General features: G+C 57.9%; 17 protein-coding genes, 2 tRNA genes and 1 pseudogene. 5 read left to right on the top strand and 15 right to left on the bottom strand.

The annotated features are described in order from the left end of the window. Nucleotides 1-54 precede the first annotated feature (54 nt). The 10 genes from rpoB to KI792_07795 all read right to left on the bottom strand — a co-directional run bounded on the left by rpoB (nt 55) and on the right by KI792_07795 (nt 9654). The gene (gene rpoB / locus KI792_07840) at nt 55-4251 is read right to left on the bottom strand and encodes a DNA-directed RNA polymerase subunit beta (protein MBV6632926.1); all 4197 of its coding nucleotides are present in this window, start codon (nt 4249-4251) and stop codon (nt 55-57) included. Between the two features lie 826 nt (nt 4252-5077). Beyond that, nucleotides 5078-5458, bottom strand: coding sequence for a 50S ribosomal protein L7/L12 (rplL, locus tag KI792_07835; protein ID MBV6632925.1), 381 nt, complete (start codon nt 5456-5458; stop codon nt 5078-5080). A 53-nt stretch (nt 5459-5511) separates the two neighbouring features. Further along, nucleotides 5512-6030 carry a 50S ribosomal protein L10 gene (gene rplJ / locus KI792_07830; protein ID MBV6632924.1) on the bottom strand — a complete coding sequence of 173 codons (519 nt, stop codon included), beginning with the start codon at nt 6028-6030 and terminating at the stop codon, nt 5512-5514. A gap of 433 nt (nt 6031-6463) precedes the next feature. Continuing rightward, complete coding sequence (gene rplA, locus KI792_07825; GenBank protein MBV6632923.1) at nt 6464-7168, bottom strand: 50S ribosomal protein L1; 705 nt, start codon at nt 7166-7168, stop codon at nt 6464-6466. 5 nt (nt 7169-7173) lie between these two features. Continuing rightward, nucleotides 7174-7605 (bottom strand): 50S ribosomal protein L11, encoded by a 432-nt coding sequence (rplK, locus tag KI792_07820; protein MBV6632922.1) that lies wholly within the window; start codon nt 7603-7605, stop codon nt 7174-7176. A 245-nt stretch (nt 7606-7850) separates the two neighbouring features. Beyond that, on the bottom strand, nt 7851-8384 hold the full coding sequence (gene nusG, locus KI792_07815) for a transcription termination/antitermination protein NusG (protein MBV6632921.1): 534 nt from the start codon (nt 8382-8384) through the stop codon (nt 7851-7853). 44 nt (nt 8385-8428) lie between these two features. After that, nucleotides 8429-8623, bottom strand: coding sequence for a preprotein translocase subunit SecE (secE, locus tag KI792_07810; GenBank protein ID MBV6632920.1), 195 nt, complete (start codon nt 8621-8623; stop codon nt 8429-8431). Nucleotides 8624-8689: 66 nt separating this feature from the next. Continuing rightward, a tRNA-Trp gene (locus KI792_07805) sits at nt 8690-8765 on the bottom strand. Between the two features lie 156 nt (nt 8766-8921). Next, nucleotides 8922-8995: transfer RNA gene (locus KI792_07800), tRNA-Gly, on the bottom strand. A 47-nt stretch (nt 8996-9042) separates the two neighbouring features. Beyond that, nucleotides 9043-9654 carry a hypothetical protein gene (locus tag KI792_07795; protein MBV6632919.1) on the bottom strand — a complete coding sequence of 204 codons (612 nt, stop codon included), beginning with the start codon at nt 9652-9654 and terminating at the stop codon, nt 9043-9045. A gap of 164 nt (nt 9655-9818) precedes the next feature. Between KI792_07795 and KI792_07790 the strand changes: the two are divergent. Beyond that, nucleotides 9819-9959, top strand: a pseudogene (locus KI792_07790) (zf-TFIIB domain-containing protein). Nucleotides 9960-10025: 66 nt separating this feature from the next. Continuing rightward, on the top strand, nt 10026-10562 hold the full coding sequence (locus tag KI792_07785) for a zf-TFIIB domain-containing protein (protein MBV6632918.1): 537 nt from the start codon (nt 10026-10028) through the stop codon (nt 10560-10562). Between the two features lie 35 nt (nt 10563-10597). Here KI792_07785 and KI792_07780 read toward each other — a convergent pair whose 3' ends face one another. Beyond that, nucleotides 10598-11548 carry a bifunctional riboflavin kinase/FAD synthetase gene (locus KI792_07780; GenBank protein MBV6632917.1) on the bottom strand — a complete coding sequence of 317 codons (951 nt, stop codon included), beginning with the start codon at nt 11546-11548 and terminating at the stop codon, nt 10598-10600. Between the two features lie 184 nt (nt 11549-11732). Then, nucleotides 11733-12785 (bottom strand): hypothetical protein, encoded by a 1053-nt coding sequence (locus KI792_07775; GenBank protein ID MBV6632916.1) that lies wholly within the window; start codon nt 12783-12785, stop codon nt 11733-11735. A gap of 141 nt (nt 12786-12926) precedes the next feature. On the opposite strand from KI792_07775, the gene KI792_07770 reads away from it, so the two are divergent. Both KI792_07770 and KI792_07765 read left to right on the top strand, forming a co-directional pair. Next, entirely contained in the window at nt 12927-13451 is a 525-nt protein-coding gene (locus KI792_07770; GenBank protein ID MBV6632915.1) for a hypothetical protein, read from the top strand. Between the two features lie 100 nt (nt 13452-13551). Next, nucleotides 13552-14496: a DMT family transporter gene (locus tag KI792_07765; GenBank protein MBV6632914.1), complete on the top strand. Its 945-nt coding sequence runs from the start codon at nt 13552-13554 to the stop codon at nt 14494-14496. Between the two features lie 6 nt (nt 14497-14502). On the opposite strand, the gene KI792_07760 is transcribed toward KI792_07765, so the two are convergent. Together KI792_07760 and def are read right to left on the bottom strand one after the other, a co-directional pair. Beyond that, nucleotides 14503-15228 (bottom strand): COQ9 family protein, encoded by a 726-nt coding sequence (locus KI792_07760; GenBank protein MBV6632913.1) that lies wholly within the window; start codon nt 15226-15228, stop codon nt 14503-14505. A gap of 5 nt (nt 15229-15233) precedes the next feature. Continuing rightward, on the bottom strand, nt 15234-15806 hold the full coding sequence (gene def / locus KI792_07755) for a peptide deformylase (protein ID MBV6632912.1): 573 nt from the start codon (nt 15804-15806) through the stop codon (nt 15234-15236). Nucleotides 15807-16179: 373 nt separating this feature from the next. Here def and rpsU point away from each other — a divergent pair, with 373 nt between their 5' ends. Beyond that, on the top strand, nt 16180-16386 hold the full coding sequence (gene rpsU, locus KI792_07750; protein ID MBV6632911.1) for a 30S ribosomal protein S21: 207 nt from the start codon (nt 16180-16182) through the stop codon (nt 16384-16386). Between the two features lie 111 nt (nt 16387-16497). Here rpsU and KI792_07745 read toward each other — a convergent pair whose 3' ends face one another. Next, nucleotides 16498-18546: an aminopeptidase P family protein gene (locus KI792_07745; protein ID MBV6632910.1), complete on the bottom strand. Its 2049-nt coding sequence runs from the start codon at nt 18544-18546 to the stop codon at nt 16498-16500. Nucleotides 18547-18770 lie beyond the last annotated feature (224 nt).

Below are 18770 nucleotides of genomic sequence, written 5' to 3'. Positions count from 1 at the left end.
TGCCGATCGGTCGAATAAAAAGGTCAGTCGTCCAATTTCCCTAAAGGGCGCTAATCAAAGCGCCCTTTGGGTTAGATCCACATTCAGGCCAAGGGATTTCAGTTCCTTCACGAGGACGTTGAAGGATTCTGGAATACCAGCCTCGAAATTGTCATCGCCGCGAACGATCGACTCATAGACCTTGGTACGGCCAGAGACGTCATCCGATTTGACGGTCAGCATTTCCTGCAGCGTGTAAGCAGCGCCATAGGCCTGCAGCGCCCAACACTCCATCTCACCGAAGCGCTGACCACCGAACTGGGCCTTACCACCAAGCGGCTGCTGGGTGACGAGGCTGTATGGGCCAATCGAACGGGCGTGGATTTTGTCATCCACCAAGTGGTGCAGCTTCAGCATGTAGATGTAGCCAACGGTCACCATCCGGTGGAACGGCTCACCCGTCCGGCCGTCGATCAGGGTCACCTGACCCGAGGTCGACAGACCAGCAAGCTCAAGCATGCCGTTGATTTCTTCCTCACGGGCACCGTCAAAGACTGGCGTTGCCATTGGCACGCCGCCGGTCAGGTTCTTGCCAAGATCAAGCAGCTGCTGCTCGTTCATGGGCTCAACCTCAGCTTTGTACTGAGCGTCGCCATAGACGTCTTTCAGCTTGGTCTTGAGGTCTTCCATCATCGGCGCCGTGTCTTGATCCGAGCGCGCCAGCGCCTGGACCCGGTTCACGGTTTTACCGATCTGCTGGCCCAGCGATGCCGCTGCCCAGCCCAGATGGGTTTCAAGAATCTGACCCACATTCATCCGCGAGGGCACGCCCAGCGGGTTCAGGACGATGTCCACATGGGTGCCGTCTTCGAGGTAAGGCATGTCCTCAATCGGAACGATCTTGGAAATCACACCCTTGTTGCCGTGGCGGCCAGCCATCTTGTCACCAGGCTGAAGCTTACGCTTCACCGCGACGAAGACTTTGACCATCTTCATCACACCAGGCAGCAGCTCATCACCACGTTGCAGCTTCTCGATCTTGTCTTCGAAGCGGCTCAACAGGGCTTCAATAGCACTGTCGAAGGTGGCGCCGATCGCTTCAATCGTACCCATAGCCTTATCGTCAGCCACCGTGATCTGGCGCCATTGGCCAGGGGTGAACTGATCCAGATCCTCTGGGGTGATCTTGCCACCGGTTTTGAAGCCTTTCGGACCAGAAGCGGACTTCTGATCGATCAGCAGCTCGCGCAGGCGACCATAGAAGTTACGCTCAAGGATGCGACGCTCGTCATCACGGTCCTTCGCGAGGCGCTCGATCTCAGCTTGCTCGATCGACAGCGCCCGCTCGTCCTTATCAACGCCGCGGCGTGAGAAGACACGAACCTCAACGACCGTACCGGTCACACCTGGTGGCACCTTTAGCGAGGTATCCTTAACGTCGGACGCTTTCTCACCAAAGATGGCGCGGAGCAGTTTCTCCTCCGGCGTCATTGGGCTCTCACCCTTTGGCGTCACCTTACCGACCAGGATATCGCCCGGCTCAATCTCGGCACCGATATAGACGATGCCAGCCTCATCAAGGTTGCGCAGCGCTTCTTCACCGGTGTTCGGGATGTCGCGGGTGATGTCCTCTTGGCCCAGCTTGGTATCGCGGGCCATGACCTCGAACTCTTCAATGTGGATCGAGGTGAAGACGTCATCACGAACGATCCGCTCAGAGATCAGGATGGAATCCTCAAAGTTGTAGCCCATCCAAGGCATGAACGCGCAGAGCACGTTACGGCCAAGCGCCAGCTCACCGAACTGGGTCGATGGGCCATCAGCGATGATCTCACCAGCCTGAACCAAATCGCCGGTTTTGATCAACGGACGCTGGGTAATACAGGTGTTCTGGTTCGAGCGTTGGAACTTCCGCAGCTTGTAGATGTCGACCACTGGTGCGGTTGGGTCATCCTCTTCGGTGGCCCGGACAACGATCCGGTTACCATCGACTTGGTCAACCACACCGGTGCGGCGAGCAACCACGGAGGCGCCACTATCGCGGGCCACGGTTGCTTCCATGCCGGTACCAACCAGCGGTGCATCTGCTTGCAGCAGTGGCACAGCCTGACGTTGCATGTTCGAGCCCATCAGCGCGCGGTTCGCATCATCGTTCTCAAGGAACGGGATGAGTGCGGCCGCAACCGAGACAAGCTGCTTTGGCGAGACGTCGATCATGTCGATCTGTTCAGGCATCGCGGGGACACCGTCACCGGCCTGACGACAGTCAACCAGCTCTTCAACGAACTGACCTTTGCCATCCAGCTCAGAGTTCGCCTGAGCGATGGTGTAGCGGCCCTCTTCCATAGCGGAGAGGTAAACCACCTCATCGGTCACCTTGCTCTTCTCGACCTTCCGATATGGGCTCTCAATGAAGCCATAGCGGTTCACGCGAGCATAGGTAGCGAGCGAGTTGATTAGACCAATGTTTGGACCTTCAGGGGTCTCAATCGGGCAGATACGACCATAGTGGGTGGTGTGAACGTCACGAACCTCAAAGCCAGCACGCTCACGGGTCAGACCACCCGGGCCAAGCGCTGACAGACGGCGCTTGTGGGTAATCTCAGAGAGCGGGTTGGTTTGGTCCATAAATTGGCTGAGCTGGGATGAGCCAAAGAACTCACGCACAGCAGCAGCAGCCGGCTTCGCATTGATCAGGTCATGCGGCATGACGGTGTCGATATCGACAGAGGACATCCGCTCACGAATGGCACGCTCCATACGCAGCAGGCCAACGCGATACTGGTTCTCCATCAACTCACCGACCGAACGGACCCGGCGGTTACCGAGGTGGTCAATATCGTCGATCTCGCCTTTGCCGTCCTTCAGCTCCATTAGGATCTTAAGGATTTCAAGGATGTCCTGCTTACGCAGCACACGCAGCTGATCATCGGTTTCTTGATCCAGGCGAGAATTCATCTTCACCCGACCAACAGCCGAGAGGTCGTAGCGCTCTTGATCGAAGAACAGGCCGTGGAACAGCGCCTCTGCGCTTTCCAAGGTTGGCGGCTCACCTGGGCGCATGACGCGATAGATATCGATCAGCGCATCTTCACGCGTGGCGTTCTTATCGATCGCCATGGTGTTGCGGATGTAGGCGCCAACAGACACCTGGTCGAGCTGCAGGAGGTTCAGATCGGTGATCTTCCGCTCAGCTAGAACAGCGAGCATGTCCTCATCGATCTCGTCACCAGCTTCCTGGATGACTTCACCGGTTGCCATGTCCACCAAGTCATTGGCGAGGAACATGCCGACCAGGTTCTCTTCAGCAACGCGAATGGACTTAACGCCAGACTCATCGAGCTTTTTCAGGGTACGTGGGGTCAGCTTCTTGCCAGCCTCAAGCACGACCTTTCCACTCTTACCGTCCAGCAGGTCGCCGGAGAGCTTAAGGGCCTTAACAGCGTCAGCGCTGAAATCGACGACCCAGCCATCCTTGCCCTTACTCACCACCATTGGCTGGTAGAAGTTGGCGAGGATTTCCTCACGGGTCATGCCGTTGATCAGCATGCGATCCACTTCGGCGTCGACACCATCGACCTTCTTGGCCTCAACCTCGGCGCGGTACTCTTCGGTCTCCGCACTGTCGAGGGCGTAAAGAAGGGTGGTCACCGGCAGCTTCCGGCGACGGTCGATACGCACATAAACCATGTCCTTGGGATCGAACTCAAAGTCGAGCCAGGAACCGCGGTAAGGGATCACGCGGGAAGCAAAGAGGTATTTACCGGAAGCGTGGGTCTTGCCCTTATCGTGATCGAAGAACACGCCAGGGCTACGGTGCATCTGGCTAACGATCACCCGCTCGGTGCCGTTCACGATGAACGTACCGTTATCGGTCATCAGCGGCATGTCGCCCATATAGACGTCTTGCTCTTTGATGTCCCGGATCGAGCGCAGGCCGCTATCCTCATCAACGTCAAAGACGGAGAGGCGCAGGGTCACCTTCAAAGGTGCTGCGTAGGTCAGACCACGCTGCTGACACTCTTCAGTGTCATATTTCGGGTCTTCCAGCTCATAAGAGACGAAATCGAGTTCCGCACGATCCGAGAAATCACGGATCGGGAACACCGATTTAAACACCTCGGCCAAACCTGAGGGATCATCCTCACTTGGCTGGAGAAACTTGTCATAGGAGCTGCGCTGCACCTCAATCAGGTTTGGCATCTCCGTCACTTCGGTAATCCGCCCGAAGTTCTTGCGCACACGCTTAACGGCTGTGAACGGCTTCGACATACTCGTTTCCTATCTGCTTCGCCCTGCTGGTTTCGGCCAGGTACCGTCTCACCAATCAATTCAGACCGATAACTCGTCGATGATCGCTCGTTGACGCGGGGTGCATTCTCTTCACGGAGGATGCTGATCATTCGACGATGATAGGGTTTGAATGGTTGGGTTGGCGGTCTCCTGATCCTTAACCTGCTGCCTTTGCTATTGCCTTCACCGCTTGGCCCTTGAAGTCAGGCCGCACGGTCGTCTCTTTTAAAGTCACGAAAACGGGCACGGCCTCGAGGGCCGACCCGCTCTGTTTAGTCAGTCAATTTTAGTTGGCCTCGGCCAATCCCTTCCGGTGCCGCATCATGCACGTCGCCGTCACACAGGCGCCCATGGCGGCCTTGCTGGCGATTTTTAAAGCGAGCCGTTTCTTGCTTCGCTTTGCCGTCAAAAGCTTTCGACAGCTTCTGCCGGTTGCGACAGTGGTCGCAAACAGCAGAATGCCCGCTCGCGCTGCCTTAACAGTGCGGCGTGACGAAAATTCCTTGGGGTGTGGCATGCCACCTCGGCGCGTCAACGCAATCATCCGGATATTGAGAGATCGCTGTTATAGGCATGAAATACGACACTGACAATCGCCGATTTACGTATTTTTTGACGATTCTTGTGCAGCGCATGAATTTGGAGGTTGGGCGTGAACGTAAATTGTCAAGAGCAAAAGACGGCAAAGCCCAGGTTTATCAACAGTTCCAGCCCATGCCTGCCTTCATAGGGCTAGGCCCAAAACGAAGAACGGCTGGCTGTCACGTGACAGCCAGCCGCACCCCATCACTATGATGTGACGAGATTACTTGAGCTCGACGGTAGCGCCGGCTTCTTCCAGTTTCTTCTTCAGCTCTTCAGCCTCGTCCTTAGCAACGCCTTCCTTAACGGCTTTTGGCGCGCCTTCGACCAGGTCTTTGGCTTCTTTGAGGCCCAGGCCGGTGATGCCACGGACTTCTTTAATGACGTTGATTTTCTTGTCGCCGGCAGAAGCCAGGATCACGTCGAATTCGGTTTTCTCTTCAGCAGCGCCACCGGCGTCGCCAGCGCCACCAACGGCAGCAACAGCAACAGGAGCAGCAGCAGCAGAAACGCCCCACTTCTCTTCGAGAAGCTTGGACAGCTCAGCAGCTTCCAGAACGGAAAGGCTGGAAAGGTCTTCAACCAGTTTAGTTAGATCGGTCATTGTTCAATTTCCTTCAGATCTAGCAGTTGTTTTCGATCAGGCTGCCAACGCGATTACGCGGCTTCGCCCTGATCGGCATAGGCTTGGAACACACGCGCCAACTGGGTGGCCGGCGCCTGCGTGACGGTGACAATCTGCTGAGCTGGAGCTTGCAGCAGACCCACCAGTTTGGATCGCAGCTCGTCGAGGGATGGCAGCTTGGCCAGGGCCTCAACGCTTTTGGCGTCAAGGATCTGGGAGCCAAACGCCCCACCAACGATCTGTAGCTTTTCGTTGTCTTTTGCGAAGTCCGTCGTCACCTTCGCGGCCGCAATTGGATCGGCCGAGTAAGTGATGGCGGTCGGGCCTTTGAACAGCTCGCCCATGTCACCGAAGTCAGTGCCTTCGATGGCAATTTTAGCGAGACGGTTCTTGGTCACCTTGAACCCCGCATCCGCTTCACGAACCTTCGCGCGCAAGCTCTCCATCTCAGAGACGGACAGCCCAGAATAATGGCTGACCACCACGAGGGAGGCCGACTTGAAGGTCTCGTTCAGCGAAGCGACAAGCGCCTCTTTTTCATTGCGAAGCACGGAATTCGTCTCCTCTTGTCCTGCTCCGTGGAAAGCACCGGCCAGTCAAACCCAGGCCAAAGCCCGGACCCGCCCAACCGGCAGTTCAAACCCCAATGGCTAACGCGATCGGCGAACCAATCGGTCAGACCCAAGAGGGCCGTATCTGTCCCAGAAGCTCATCCAGCCTGATGAAAGGCTAGGCGCAAGAGGATCGGCACGGCGATCAACGCCGGCGAAATCATCTGCTTGATCTTCCGTCTAGGCAGGCCCGCATCTGAAGCTCATCACTTCGCCGGATTAAGCCGCCCCGCGCCTTAAAGGGTTGGAACAGCACCTACGGTCTTGGACAGAACCGGGCATCGCGTGTGGGGAAACCCCCGCCGGATTGGCCCGGGAATATCGGATCGGGATTGCCTATGAAGGCTGCCCCGATCCGAAAATCGGCGGCAACTTACGCTGCCAAATCCGAAATGTCACCTAATTCCACGCTAATGGCTGGACCCATGGTCGAGGTCAGCGTGACTTTTGTGACGTAAGTACCTTTGGCACCTGATGGCTTAGCCTTTTGAATGGCGCCAATGAAAGACTGCACATTCTCAAGAACCTTATCCTTACCGAAGCTGGCTTTACCAACACCGGCATGGATGATCCCGGCCTTCTCAACCCGGAACTCAACCGAACCGCCTTTGGCTGATTTAACAGCGTCAGCAACATTCGGGGTCACGGTGCCAAGCTTAGGGTTCGGCATCATGCCACGTGGGCCGAGCACCTTACCCAGTCGACCGACGACAGGCATCATGTCTGGGGTTGCGATGCAACGATCGAAATCGATGGTGCCGCCCTGGACGGTTTCCATCAGATCTTCAGCACCGACGATGTCAGCACCAGCTGCCTTAGCTTCGTCAGCCTTATCGCCTTTCGCAAACACGGCAACACGAACGGTTTTACCAGTGCCATTTGGCAGGTTAACCATGCCGCGGACCATCTGATCAGCGTGGCGTGGATCAACACCGAGGTTCATCGAGACTTCAATCGTCTCGTCGAACTTGGCGTTTGCATTCTTAAGAACCAGATCGACCGCTTCGCTGAGACCCAGTGGGGCCTCACGGTCATAGCCCTCGCGAAGGGCTTTGGTGCGCTTACCTAGTTTTGCCATGTCGCTTACCCCGTCACCTCGATGCCCATGGATCGCGCTGACCCTTCGATCATGCGCATTGCAGCTTCGATATCAGCTGCGTTCAGATCCTTCATTTTCGCTTCCGCGATCTCTTTGACCTGGGCGCGGCTGACTTTGCCAACCGTGGCGCCACGGCCCACTTCGCCGGAGCCCTTTTGGACCTTGGCGGCCTTCTTCAGATAGAAGGAGGCAGGTGGGGTTTTGGTCTCAAAGGTGAAAGACCGATCCTGATAGACAGTGATAATGGTCGGTAGCGGAACACCAGGCTCTTGCTCGCCAGTGGCGGCATTGAAAGCCTTACAGAATTCCATGATGTTAACACCGGCCTGACCCAGTGCCGGCCCAATTGGCGGCGATGGGTTAGCTTTACCGGCTGGCACCTGAAGTTTGATGGTGCCGGTGACTTTTTTAGCCATCGGTTTTCTCCGTTTACCCGATTTCCAATTACCCGGTGTGGGCAATCTGATTTTTAAGGGCGCGTGGTTCGACCGTTATTTGGTGCCGGGTGGAGTACAACCCGGAGACCCGATCTCCCACACATACAAGCTAAGTCAGGCCGCCTGGTTACTAACCTTTTGGCCGCTCAGCGGCGCGGAATAAATAGACTTCCACACCATTTGGCAAGCCCAGCCGTGAAAGCCGGGCCCGACCAATCTTTAGATCAGGTCTTCTCAACCTGATTGAATTCCAGTTCCACCGGGGTGGAGCGACCGAAGATCGACACAGCCACCTTAAGGCGCGCGCGCTCTTCATCGACTTCCTCAACCGAGCCGTTGAACGAGGCGAACGGACCATCGGCCACCCGCACCTGCTCGCCAATCTCGAAGGTGATGGATGGACGTGGACGTTCCACACCTTCCTGCACCTGGTTCATGATCTGCTCGGCTTCCCGGTCTGGGATCGGCATTGGCTTGCCGCCACCACCAAGGAAGGTCGTAACCTTCGGGGTGTTCTTGACCAGGTGCCAGCTCTCATCGCTCAGCTTCATCCGTACCAGCACATAGCCGGGGAAGAACTTACGCTCGGCGTTGACCTTTTGACCCCGGCGCATCTCAACCACCTCTTCGGTGGGGACCAGGATCTCATCAAAACTATCAGCGAGGCCCACCTTCTCGGCTTTCTCACGGATGGCTTCAGCCACCTTCGTCTCAAAGCCGGAATAGACATGGACCACATACCAGCGGGGCTCAGCCATCGCCGCTCACTCCTTCACGAAGCATTACGCTTGATTAAACTAAATCAGCCAATTCCAAGGATGGCGCTGACCACCCAGAGGATGATCTGGTCGGCAATCACGAAGAACACGCCACAGAACGCGACCATCAGGAACACGAACATGGACGTGGTCATGGTCTCTTTACGGCTCGGCCAGGTGACCTTTTCGCCTTCGGTTCGCACTTCGCGAGCGAATGTCAGGGGGCGCCAACTCGACATGTGTCTGCCTACTTCATCAACCAGATTAGCTGTTGCCATCCACCGCCGACCAAGGCCTTTGGAAGATGGCAGGAGCGGAGGGACTCGAACCCACAACCCCCGGTTTTGGAGACCGGTGCTCTACCAATTGAGCTACGCTCCTACACGGCTCAAATCATGGAGCCAGGGTTCGCCCGCCGGGCGTTACCTTAGTTCCAAGATGTAAGCTGAGTGGTGGTGATAACCAATAGCCCGCCAACAAGCAACCGACAATGCCGGCCTAGGCATGATTGAGCTGATCACAAATGGCTGGGGAAGATGGAGCGGGTGATGGGAATCGAACCCACACCACCAGTTTGGAAGACTGGGGCTCTACCATTGAGCTACACCCGCATCGCATGTGCCCCAGCTATAGGCGAGTGCTGGCTGGAGGCCAAGCCCTAACCCTCACTCAGCACCAGTTGATTGGCATAGAGACGCAATTCCGAAGCGACGGTCGCGGGCCACGGCAGCTGCCCAACCTCGCCACTGACATTGGCATTAGCCCCCGTCGCAAAGCCGCCAGAGCCACCACCCGACCATTTATTGCTCTCTAATGCGTTGCCACCGGTGACCGCTTCACCTTGAAACACCCCATCAATCCAGAGCCGCACACGACCGGGGGCACTAATCCGAACATCCCAAACCACAGCATGCCATTGGTCATCCTTCGGGAAGTCGGTGAGATCCAGGATCGCCGTCTCATTAACCTTGTAAGAACTGGCGCCATCACCGGCACGGACCCGCAATACGCTGCCGCCATTTCGCAGCAGGACGGTATGACCGATACCGCCGCCGCCATGTTCAAACAGAACACCATTCACCGGGTTGCTTGGGAACACCGCACTGGTGGCGAACACAACATCGACGGGGTTGTAGGGATCTAACTGCGCATCTAAGGCACCCTGGGGCAAGGCGACGGTCAGTGCCAAGCCTGCCTCTGGGTCAAAGCTGGGGCCAGATATGAGTGGCGTCATCATGGCCCGCATACCGAGCCCCATATTTGCCAACATGTCTTACGCTCCAAGCAAGTAAATAAGGATTATTTTCCTATCATATATTCTCTACAAGCGGAAGCATTGTGTAGCGGCCGTAACTTAGCCGAGCCTGGCCAAGCACTTGCCCAAGCAAAACGTCCAACTTGAACAGGCTGGCTAGAACAACCACGTGAGCTTACATGATTGATCGAAAATGCCCCGTTGATGGCGCTACTCTCGTCGAAGTTGAGTACCAAGGTGTCGTTGTTGACCAATGCCCGAAATGCCGGGGCATCTTCTGCGATAAGGGTGAGCTTGAGACGATTGTGGAGCGGGCAGCACGGCCACTCGCCATAATGCGCAGTAAGCATAAGAAGCTCACCCGCACGGTCATCACCAACATGGCCATGACCAAACAGAATACTGACCATCGCCCCTGCCCTATCGATGGCGCGGGGATGGAGCATTTTGACCGGTTTGGCGTTGCGGTCGACATCTGTCCTTTGTGTGAGGGGGTCTGGCTAGATGCCGGCGAACTGCAGATGATCATCAGCCTGGCCGCCTGCTATCTCGTCCATGAAGCGGCAGCAGAGGCCGAGGCTATTCGAACTAAGCCGATCCCTATGGGGGCATCACCCCGGTCAGGCAAGAACCGCCTCTCTCCACAACAACAGGCCATTGCAGATCGAAACTTCGTTGAGGCACTAACCCAACGATCCCGTCATAGAGAAAAGGGCGTTTACGAGCTGAACTTGGCGACGTCGACACCGTTTAGTGTCAGGCGGCAGCTAAAACAGCAGGAGCAGGAGATGCAAAGCCTGCGACGGGGTAGACTAAAGAAGGGAAGTAGCCTGGCGAGCCATGCCTTCACTGCCTACGAAACCGCAGACGGTGCGGGTGAAGCCTACGACATGCTGAGCTCAATATTTGAGGCCCTACAGTAGGGCTTCAATCCAAAGGGCTAAGCGGCGCAGAGGCCTTATACTTTGGACAGTTCAGTTTTGGCCGCAGCAGCATCCAACTCGATCTGCCGCTTTAGTGCCTCGACCCCATCGAACTTCTGTTCGGGTCGAATGAAGTGATGCAGCTGAACCCTTAGGTAGCTGTCATAGAGGTCGGGCTGCACATCAAAAAGGTGCACCTCCAGCAGCTCTTGAACACCGTCGACGGTTGGTCGCTTGCCGAAATTGGCGACACCTTGCCACCAATGCTCCGGCTCATCCGCCTCAATACTGTCTGAACTGACGGCGGCGGTTACCGCATAGACCCCGTAAGCTGGGCGCTGTAGCGCCTCATCAAGCGAGATATTGGCGGTGGGGAACTCCATAGTGCGGCCACGCTGCGCGCCCTTCTGCACCATGCCACCCAGATCAAATGGTCGTCCCAAGATACTGGCGGCCTCGGCCACATCGCCCTCGATCAGCGCATCCCGGACACGGGATGAGGATAAGGTCCCAACCTCATCGCCTACGGCTCCAAGGACGGTTACCTCACCGCCCGCCTCTGCCATCATCTTGGCCAGGAGGTTTGGATTGCCGGTTCGGCCCTTACCGAATTTGAAGTCTGCGCCAACAACCACGTGACGCGCCCGGAACCCCTGAAGCAGGTGCTCCTCTACAAACTGTTCGGCACTTTGATTGGCTAGATCCTGATTGAAGCCACGGACCAGAAAATGACCGACACCCGCCCGCTGCAACAACCGCGCCTTCTGGCGGAACAGGGTCAGGCGGAATGGCGGGGTATCAGGCTTAAAGAACTGACGCGGGTGCGGCTCAAAACTCAGCACCCCAACCGGGGCGTCCTCAACCAGCCCCTTGGCGGCATCGATCAGCGCTTGGTGACCGCGATGGACACCATCGAAATTACCGATCACCACCGCGCCGCCCTGGGCATCGGTGCCAAGATCGCTTGGATTTCGGTACAGCTTCATCGGTCAGGCTGGTTGGGATTGATCGGTCACATGACCGCAAACGGCCAGGATGGGCCTAAGCGGTTCATGAAAAATGAAAAAGTCGGCGTGTGGTAACACAAACGCCGACTTACGACAGAGATTTTAGTGCCCACCGAAACCGACGATAGGCAAGCGCGCTGTTTTGGTGCCTTAAACGCCTGCCCTAGTAGAACAAGCTGCGGAACCGCATGGCAATCCGGCTCAGCGCAGAGCCCGTGTTTGGCGGGATATACGCATATGGGTCCATCGAGTTGCCGTCATATTCAATACCGAACTGACGGGCGACGGCGGCCGGGTCAACATTGACCGCTGGCGTCACATAACCCATGGATTGCGCCATCTCGAGATGGGTTTTCATGCTCGGATGGGCCTGGAAGAACCGCTCATAGCTTGGCGCGATCGGGTTCACACTGTTCATCATGTCGTTGAGGCCAGCGTTCAACTGCTGTGGGTTTGCGCCCAACAGGCTGTTCGGGCCGAGGCCCATCTGCTGCGCCAAATCTGGGGTGCCAGCAGCCTGACCAGCGGCTGACATTGGTGAGGCCATGGCCATTTGAGCGTGTCCGCCACCATAACCAGCGCCACCCATGCCACCGCCCATACCGGGCACACCAGCCATCGCTGGCATGGCAAAACCACCGGCACCTGGACCGGTTGGTGGGCCGCCATAACCGCCGCCCATATCACCATGGCCCCCCATACCGCCCATTCCACCGCCCATTGAGGCGTGACTGCCGAAGGCGCCATTGGTGCCGGGGATCACCCCAGGCTGTGGACCAGCCGGCGCGTTACCGCTGGTGATATCGTTAATCATGTTCGTGCCGCCGGCGATACCGGTGGCCACCTGCATAATCCTGTTACCGTCATTAGGCTGACCAACAGCGGCGCCAAAACCCTCGTTCGCCCAGCGTTGTTGGATGCCACGACCGGCAACCTTCATCATCTCAACTTGTGAGAGTAGAGCATGAGAGTGTGGGCTGCAGGCATAGGTCTCAGGCTGGCCAAAGCCGCCATGTCCACCGCCATAAGCCTGGGCATTTGCTGTCGCCTGCCAGGCCAGCATGGCGAAACCCGCACCGGCTGCGAGAGCAAGCCATCCGGCGCCGGTTATACGTTCACGGCGCTGCGCCTCTTCGGCGGCCTGGCGCTCAAACGCCCGGCGACGCTGGTTCTGACGCGTAGAGCCGCGCGATACCGGCTGAAATGCAAATGGCATGGCTATCCCCCGATTACTGCCCACCACGGTAAGCTGATCTTAACACAGTTTAACAGACAATAAATCGTGAATGATAAGGGCAGCTGCGGCTAACTGACGACCATCCACTGATGGAAACCAACGATAGGGAAAGCCGTCGCCATGCTGGTTATCGATTTTTACACCAAACGCCTCCTCGGACCGAAAGAGATCGCCCAGCGCGCGGCCTACCAACCGCAGATCGTCCTGCCGGAGCCTTGGCTCTCCAGCGACTACGATCCTGAAATCATTGATGACCGCGACGAGCCAGAAGGCGAAACCGGCATTTCAGGCCAAGCCGCCTGGATCCCAGACCGCCCCAGACAGGAAGAGTTGAGCAACTATGTTCCACGTGGTGCAGAGGCTTATGACGGCAATCTGGGCAAACAGCCCGATGCGGAAGAACGCCAGCAGCTGGATGATTATGCCCGCTGGATCGCCCGTGGCCGCTATCGACGACAGCAGGCGGAACAACAACGACAAGCGTCGGCCAATGCCAACGTAACCAAGGCCCCAAGCAATACCTCGCTCCAGGACCCGGCGGATGAGTTACGGCGGGCGGCAAAGCGGCTTCGCGACCTAGCACAAGAGCTTCGCAGCGCACGCCTTGACCTGACCGGCACGGAGAAGCGCCAGGACCAACCCTAAGGGCATGGCGCCAATGCCGATTTCCGGTATCGGATTAACGCGACACCTGGGTTAGGCTGCGCGGGTCTTCACAACCGCAACCTGCCCCTGTTAGCCCAGCATGAGCAGCCCGCTCACCCTCAGCGATGATGAGGCGGCAAACCAGGCCGCCAGGCCGCAAAGGCTGGCCCTTCTTGCCATTATTGCCGGCGCGATCGGCATTGCGTTTGCGCCCATCTTTGTGCGGTTGAGTGATGTGGGGCCAGTGGCCAGTGCGGTTTGGCGGGTTGGCCTGGCGACGCCGCTATTGTTTCTGCTGGCGGCCATTTCCCATAAGCGGCGCGCCCGGCACACCGACCCGGGGCCACCCCCATTCCAGGCCTTTTTCATCCAGGGCAGCGCTTTGGGCCTGGGTTTCTGCGGCTTGAGCTTCGCCGCGGATTTGGGTTTTTGGCACTACTCAATCGAGTTCACCACCGTCGCCAACTCAACCCTACTCGCCAATCTTGCCCCGATCTTTGTCGCCCTAGCCGCCTGGCTACTGTTCAAGGATCCACCCAATCGCGGCCTGGTGATGGGGTTGGCGCTGGCGATGATTGGCTGTGTCATCCTGATGTTCACCAGCCTGGAGCTGGGCAACCGGAACTTGATCGGCGATGTGCTAGGTATCGCCACCGCCATGGCCTATGCCGCCTATCAGTTAAGCGTCGCCAAACTCAGCCGTCGCTTTGACCCGCTCACCATCATGGCATGGTCATCCCTGATCACCACGCCGATCCTGGTGCTTCTGGCCGTTATCTTGGGTGAGCAGATTTGGCCAAGCAGCGGCTTTGGCTGGGGTGCGGTCATCGCGCTTGCGGTGATTAGCCATGCTGGTGGCCAGACTTGCATCGCCTATGGGTTCGCGCACCTGAACTCAACCTTCGCCTCGACCAGCCTGCTGTTGCAGCCAGTGGTGGCGGCCCTGCTGGCCTGGGTCATCTTTGGTGAAGCGTTGGGCCCGCTGCATATTATCGGCGGGCTGGTGGTTCTGACCGGTATTTATCTGGCAAGACGGGCCAGCTAGATCGGCCTAATGGAGGGCGTCAGAGCCTGGGGCATTGGGCTGATCACCGCCCCGCGCCTGATCCGCGCCGAAACGACCAGCGAGCCGCTTCAACAGGCTGCGCGGTAGTTCAGAGGCTTTATCCGCCCGATCCAGCACCGGCTTAATGCGGCCCAAATTCTTGCCAAGCGTCAGGACATTGTCGATGCGGCGGTCAAGGAAGGTCCAGGTTGCCTCATGGCCATCGCTATCGTCGGTCAGCCAAAACAGGGTGGTGGAGACCAAAACACCTGAGAGCAGGCCACGCTTGGTATAGCGATTGTAGTCTGTGGCGGTGTCACCGGCAGCATCCCAGAACCGATCCGCCGTTCGCCAAATCACGCCGGGCACTTGCCGTCCGCTGGGTGGGCTGGCGATCAGCGCCATGGAGCGGCGAACCGCGTCCTTATAAGGGGCAAGCGCCTCAAGCCGGGCACGGACCGCGACTGTGATCCGGTCCCGCACCCGCATCTCTTCCACCTTGTGGCTTAAGAGGAAATCAACCGCCTGCCGGTCGGCCCAATCGGCCATGCGGTCAAGAACCTGCGGGATACCGCGGGGAAACGCCCGTTCAACCGTTGCGTAGTCTTCGCCGCACATATCGGCGGCCTGGCGCAGGGCCCGCTCCGTCCAGCCATCAAACGGGACACTATCCATCACCGCGAGCAATAGACGGTCACGAAGCTCTTCCATCTCATCAATCTGGGCGGTCATGGCGGTCAGTCTTTCTCTACTGTCTCAATAGGGTCGGCATCGGCGGCTGGCTCTATCATGGCATCAAGGAAACCGATGCTCATCATATCGACCATACGATCGAGATAGAGCACACCATCCAGGTGGTCCACCTCATGCTGCAAAACCCGTGCATGGAAATCATGGGCCTCACCGCTGATCGGCTGACCGTCCAAGTCATAGCCGTGATAGCTGAGATGGCGGTAACGCGGCACCTCGCCCCTAATACCGGGGATGGAGAGGCACCCCTCAGCCCGATAATGCTGTGCCTCTGATAGTGGGCGCAGCACTGGATTAATCAAAACCGTTGGCGGCATGGGTGGGGTCGGTTCATCACCATCGGGCTGCGCCTCAAGCCGGGCGGCGGGCAGTTGATAGACGATCATCCGCACCGATTGGCCGATCTGAGGGGCGGCGAGCCCAACCCCCGGGGCGGCCACCATGGTTTCAATCATATCGGCGGCAAGGCGCCGTATCTCTGGCTTTGCGGGTAGTTCTAACGGCTCAGCAAGGCGGCGGAGGGTGGGATGCCCCATTCGCAGAATTGGCAAGATGGCCATGGCTTTTCTGGCACCCATCAGGAAGCAGCGACGTCCACAAGACAGCCACCGCGCAAACACCACGCATTAAAAGCGCGAAATACTGGTTTGCAGCAAGTGCCTAACACGCTTATTGGGGCTTTACGGCAACGTATCGCTCGTGTATCACCCAGCTTCTCGATTACCGGACAACCTGTGTAGATGCCTGTTTTTGGCGCGCTGGTTGGTCAGATCGGACCATTTGCCCCCTTGATGGTTTCCTTACCGTGCCGCTTTATGGCGTCAATCGCATGGGTCATCGCGTCGGAATTTGGCCGGTCAGACACATGATAGGCTATTAGGAAGTGACACGCCGCGAGGGCGAGCCCCGCAGCGTCAATTGGAGGATAGGACCATCGTTAACGTTCAGGTTCGCGACAATAACGTCGATCAGGCCCTGCGCGCGCTGAAGAAGAAGCTGCAGCGCGAGGGTGTTTTCCGTGAGATGAAACTTCGCCGGAATTACGAGAAGCCATCTGAGAAGAAGGCTCGTGAGAAGGCCGAAGCACAGCGCCGCCATCGCAAGCTGATGCGCAAGCGCATGGACCGTGAAGGCTATTAAGCCTTAACCACGGCCTGGGCACTCGCCTGCCCACCTCACACTAAAAGTTAGAGCGCGAGCCAGCCCGGTTCGCGCTTTTGCTATTTGTGCCGTTTGGATTGGGTTTCGGCCTTATACCGGTTGGGTTGCCTGCTCCAACCACTGGCGGGTTTCTTCCTCCAGCAGCGGCGACAGCATGTCATAGACCCGGTTGTGATAGGCCTCGATCCAGGCCTGCTCTTCCCCGCTCAACATCGCACCGATGATCAAGCGCCGGTCAAAGGGCGCCAGGGTCAGGGTTTCAAAGCCCAACATCTCCCGCTCATCCCCCGGCAGTGGGCGCGGCTGAACAATCACCAAATTCTCGATCCTGATGCCGTACTCACCCTCACGGTAGTAACCCGGCTCATTCGACAGGATCACGCCTGGCTCGAGAGAGAAGTCGTGGCTAGCCTTAGAGATACGATGCGGCCCTTCATGAACGCAGAGATAGCTGCCGACGCCATGGCCGGTGCCATGATCAAAATCGAGACCACGAACCCAGAGCGGTTGCCGTGCTAAGGCATCTAATGCCGCCCCATTCGTCCCCTTCGGAAAGCGCGCCATCGCAACGGCCAAATGGGCCTGAAGCACCAGGGTGTAGTGGAGGCACATTTGTGGGCTTGGCCGTCCAATCGCCACGGTACGGGTGATGTCGGTCGTACCATCGGCGTATTGGCCACCACTATCGAGCAGGAACAAGCTGCCATCGGTCAGTTTGGCATCCGTCTCTGGTGTGACCCGGTAATGCACGATAGCGCCATTGGGGCCAGCGCCGGCAATCGCGTCGAAACTGTCATCCAGATAGCCATCAACCGAACGCCGGCATTCACGCAGCTTTTCAACCACCTGCAATTCGGTGACGTCGCCCTTCGGTGCCGTCCTGTCCAACCAGGCTAGGAAACGGGTGACGGCCACACCATCACGTAGATGGGCGTTGCGCATGCCCTGCTGCTCGGTTGAGTTCTTATGTGCCTTGGCCAGCTCCACATGGTCATAGCCACGCACCAGCTTGGCATCAGCCGCCGACAGAACCTCGATCAGCCGCTGTGGCGTTGAACCGGCGGCGAGGCCGATGCCCCGCCCCTTTGCGCGCTTCACAAACCCAGCTAACCAATCAGGCAGATGATCCGGGTCATGGACGGTCACGGCATTGCCCAGATGGCTGCGCGTTTGGCCGGGCAGCTTCCGGCGGTCGCAGAACAAGTCAACCGCACCATCGGCGCTTAACATTGCAAAGCTGAGTGGCAAAGGCGCGTTCGGTACATCCCGCCCACGAATATTTAGCAGCCAGGCGATGCCATCGGGCTGGCACAGTAACTGTCCCGCCAGTCCCTGTTCCTGAAGCCGGTCGGCGAGCCGCTCACGCTTATCCGCGGCCCCCTCGCCCGCAAAGCTTTGGGCATGGGGTAAAACTGTGCCCAGCGGTGCCTGGGGTTGCCCACTCGGCTCTGCCTGCCAAACGCCATCGATGGGGTTCTGATCAAGCGCCTTAAGCTTAATGCCCTTGGCCCCCAGGCTCTTCTCAAGCCGTCGATAACCGGCATCGGTGTGAAGCCAAGGATCAAACCCAACGGTATCGCCCTTGGACAAAGCTTCACCCAGCCAATCACCCAGGGCGTCCTGCCCATAGTTTGGGAAATCATAGAGGTCGCCATTCACCTGTTGGCGCACCTGCAGGGTATACCGACCATCGACAATCACCGCGCCCGCATCGGCGGTGACCACAGCTAGGCCCGCCGACCCACTAAAGCCGGTCAACCAGGCCAGACGCTCATCCCCCGGCGGCACCTGCTCGCCCTGGAATCGATCCGCGCGCGGGATGATGAAGGCATTCACCCGGGCAGTCTTCATTGCCAGGCGCAGGGCCTTAAGGCGGGCGGCCTGCTGGTCAAAGCTTGGCGGCTGCTCGGTGGGTGGTGGTAGGCGTCGCGCCTCAACGGCCGCCATCACAGCATCAGCCTGACCATCATCCAGCCGCTCCAACAGGGCGGCGTAGCGCTCGCCTGGCTGATCCTCACCCGAACGCTTCGGCACGGCGGCTAGACCATTTAGCCAGCTCTCCAACCCCACCTCCGTCAACGTGTCAGCACCAGAAGCCTTCACGGCACTAAGAAGCGGCTTAAGATCTGTGGCGGTCATGATTACGGCTTATCAGTCAGGTCAGTATGACCCTGGCACGCTAGGGTGCTGTCGGCTGGCTGGCAAGCGGGGATACTCGGTAAATCGACCAGGGCTCATGCGACCACTTATCCCCCTTGAAAAAACCACTGAAGCGACGATTTTTGTTGCAACGCACAAAAAGACAGTAATACTGACCTATAAGCATACAAACGATCTGGCCGCCAAAGGCTAAGAGCCAGGAC

Source organism: Alphaproteobacteria bacterium SS10 (genome assembly GCA_019192455.1).
Taxonomy (GTDB): domain Bacteria; phylum Pseudomonadota; class Alphaproteobacteria; order TMED2; family TMED2; genus TMED2.
The sequence above is the reverse complement of the archived record's forward strand: the minus strand, read 5'-3'. Positions and strand labels throughout refer to the sequence as shown.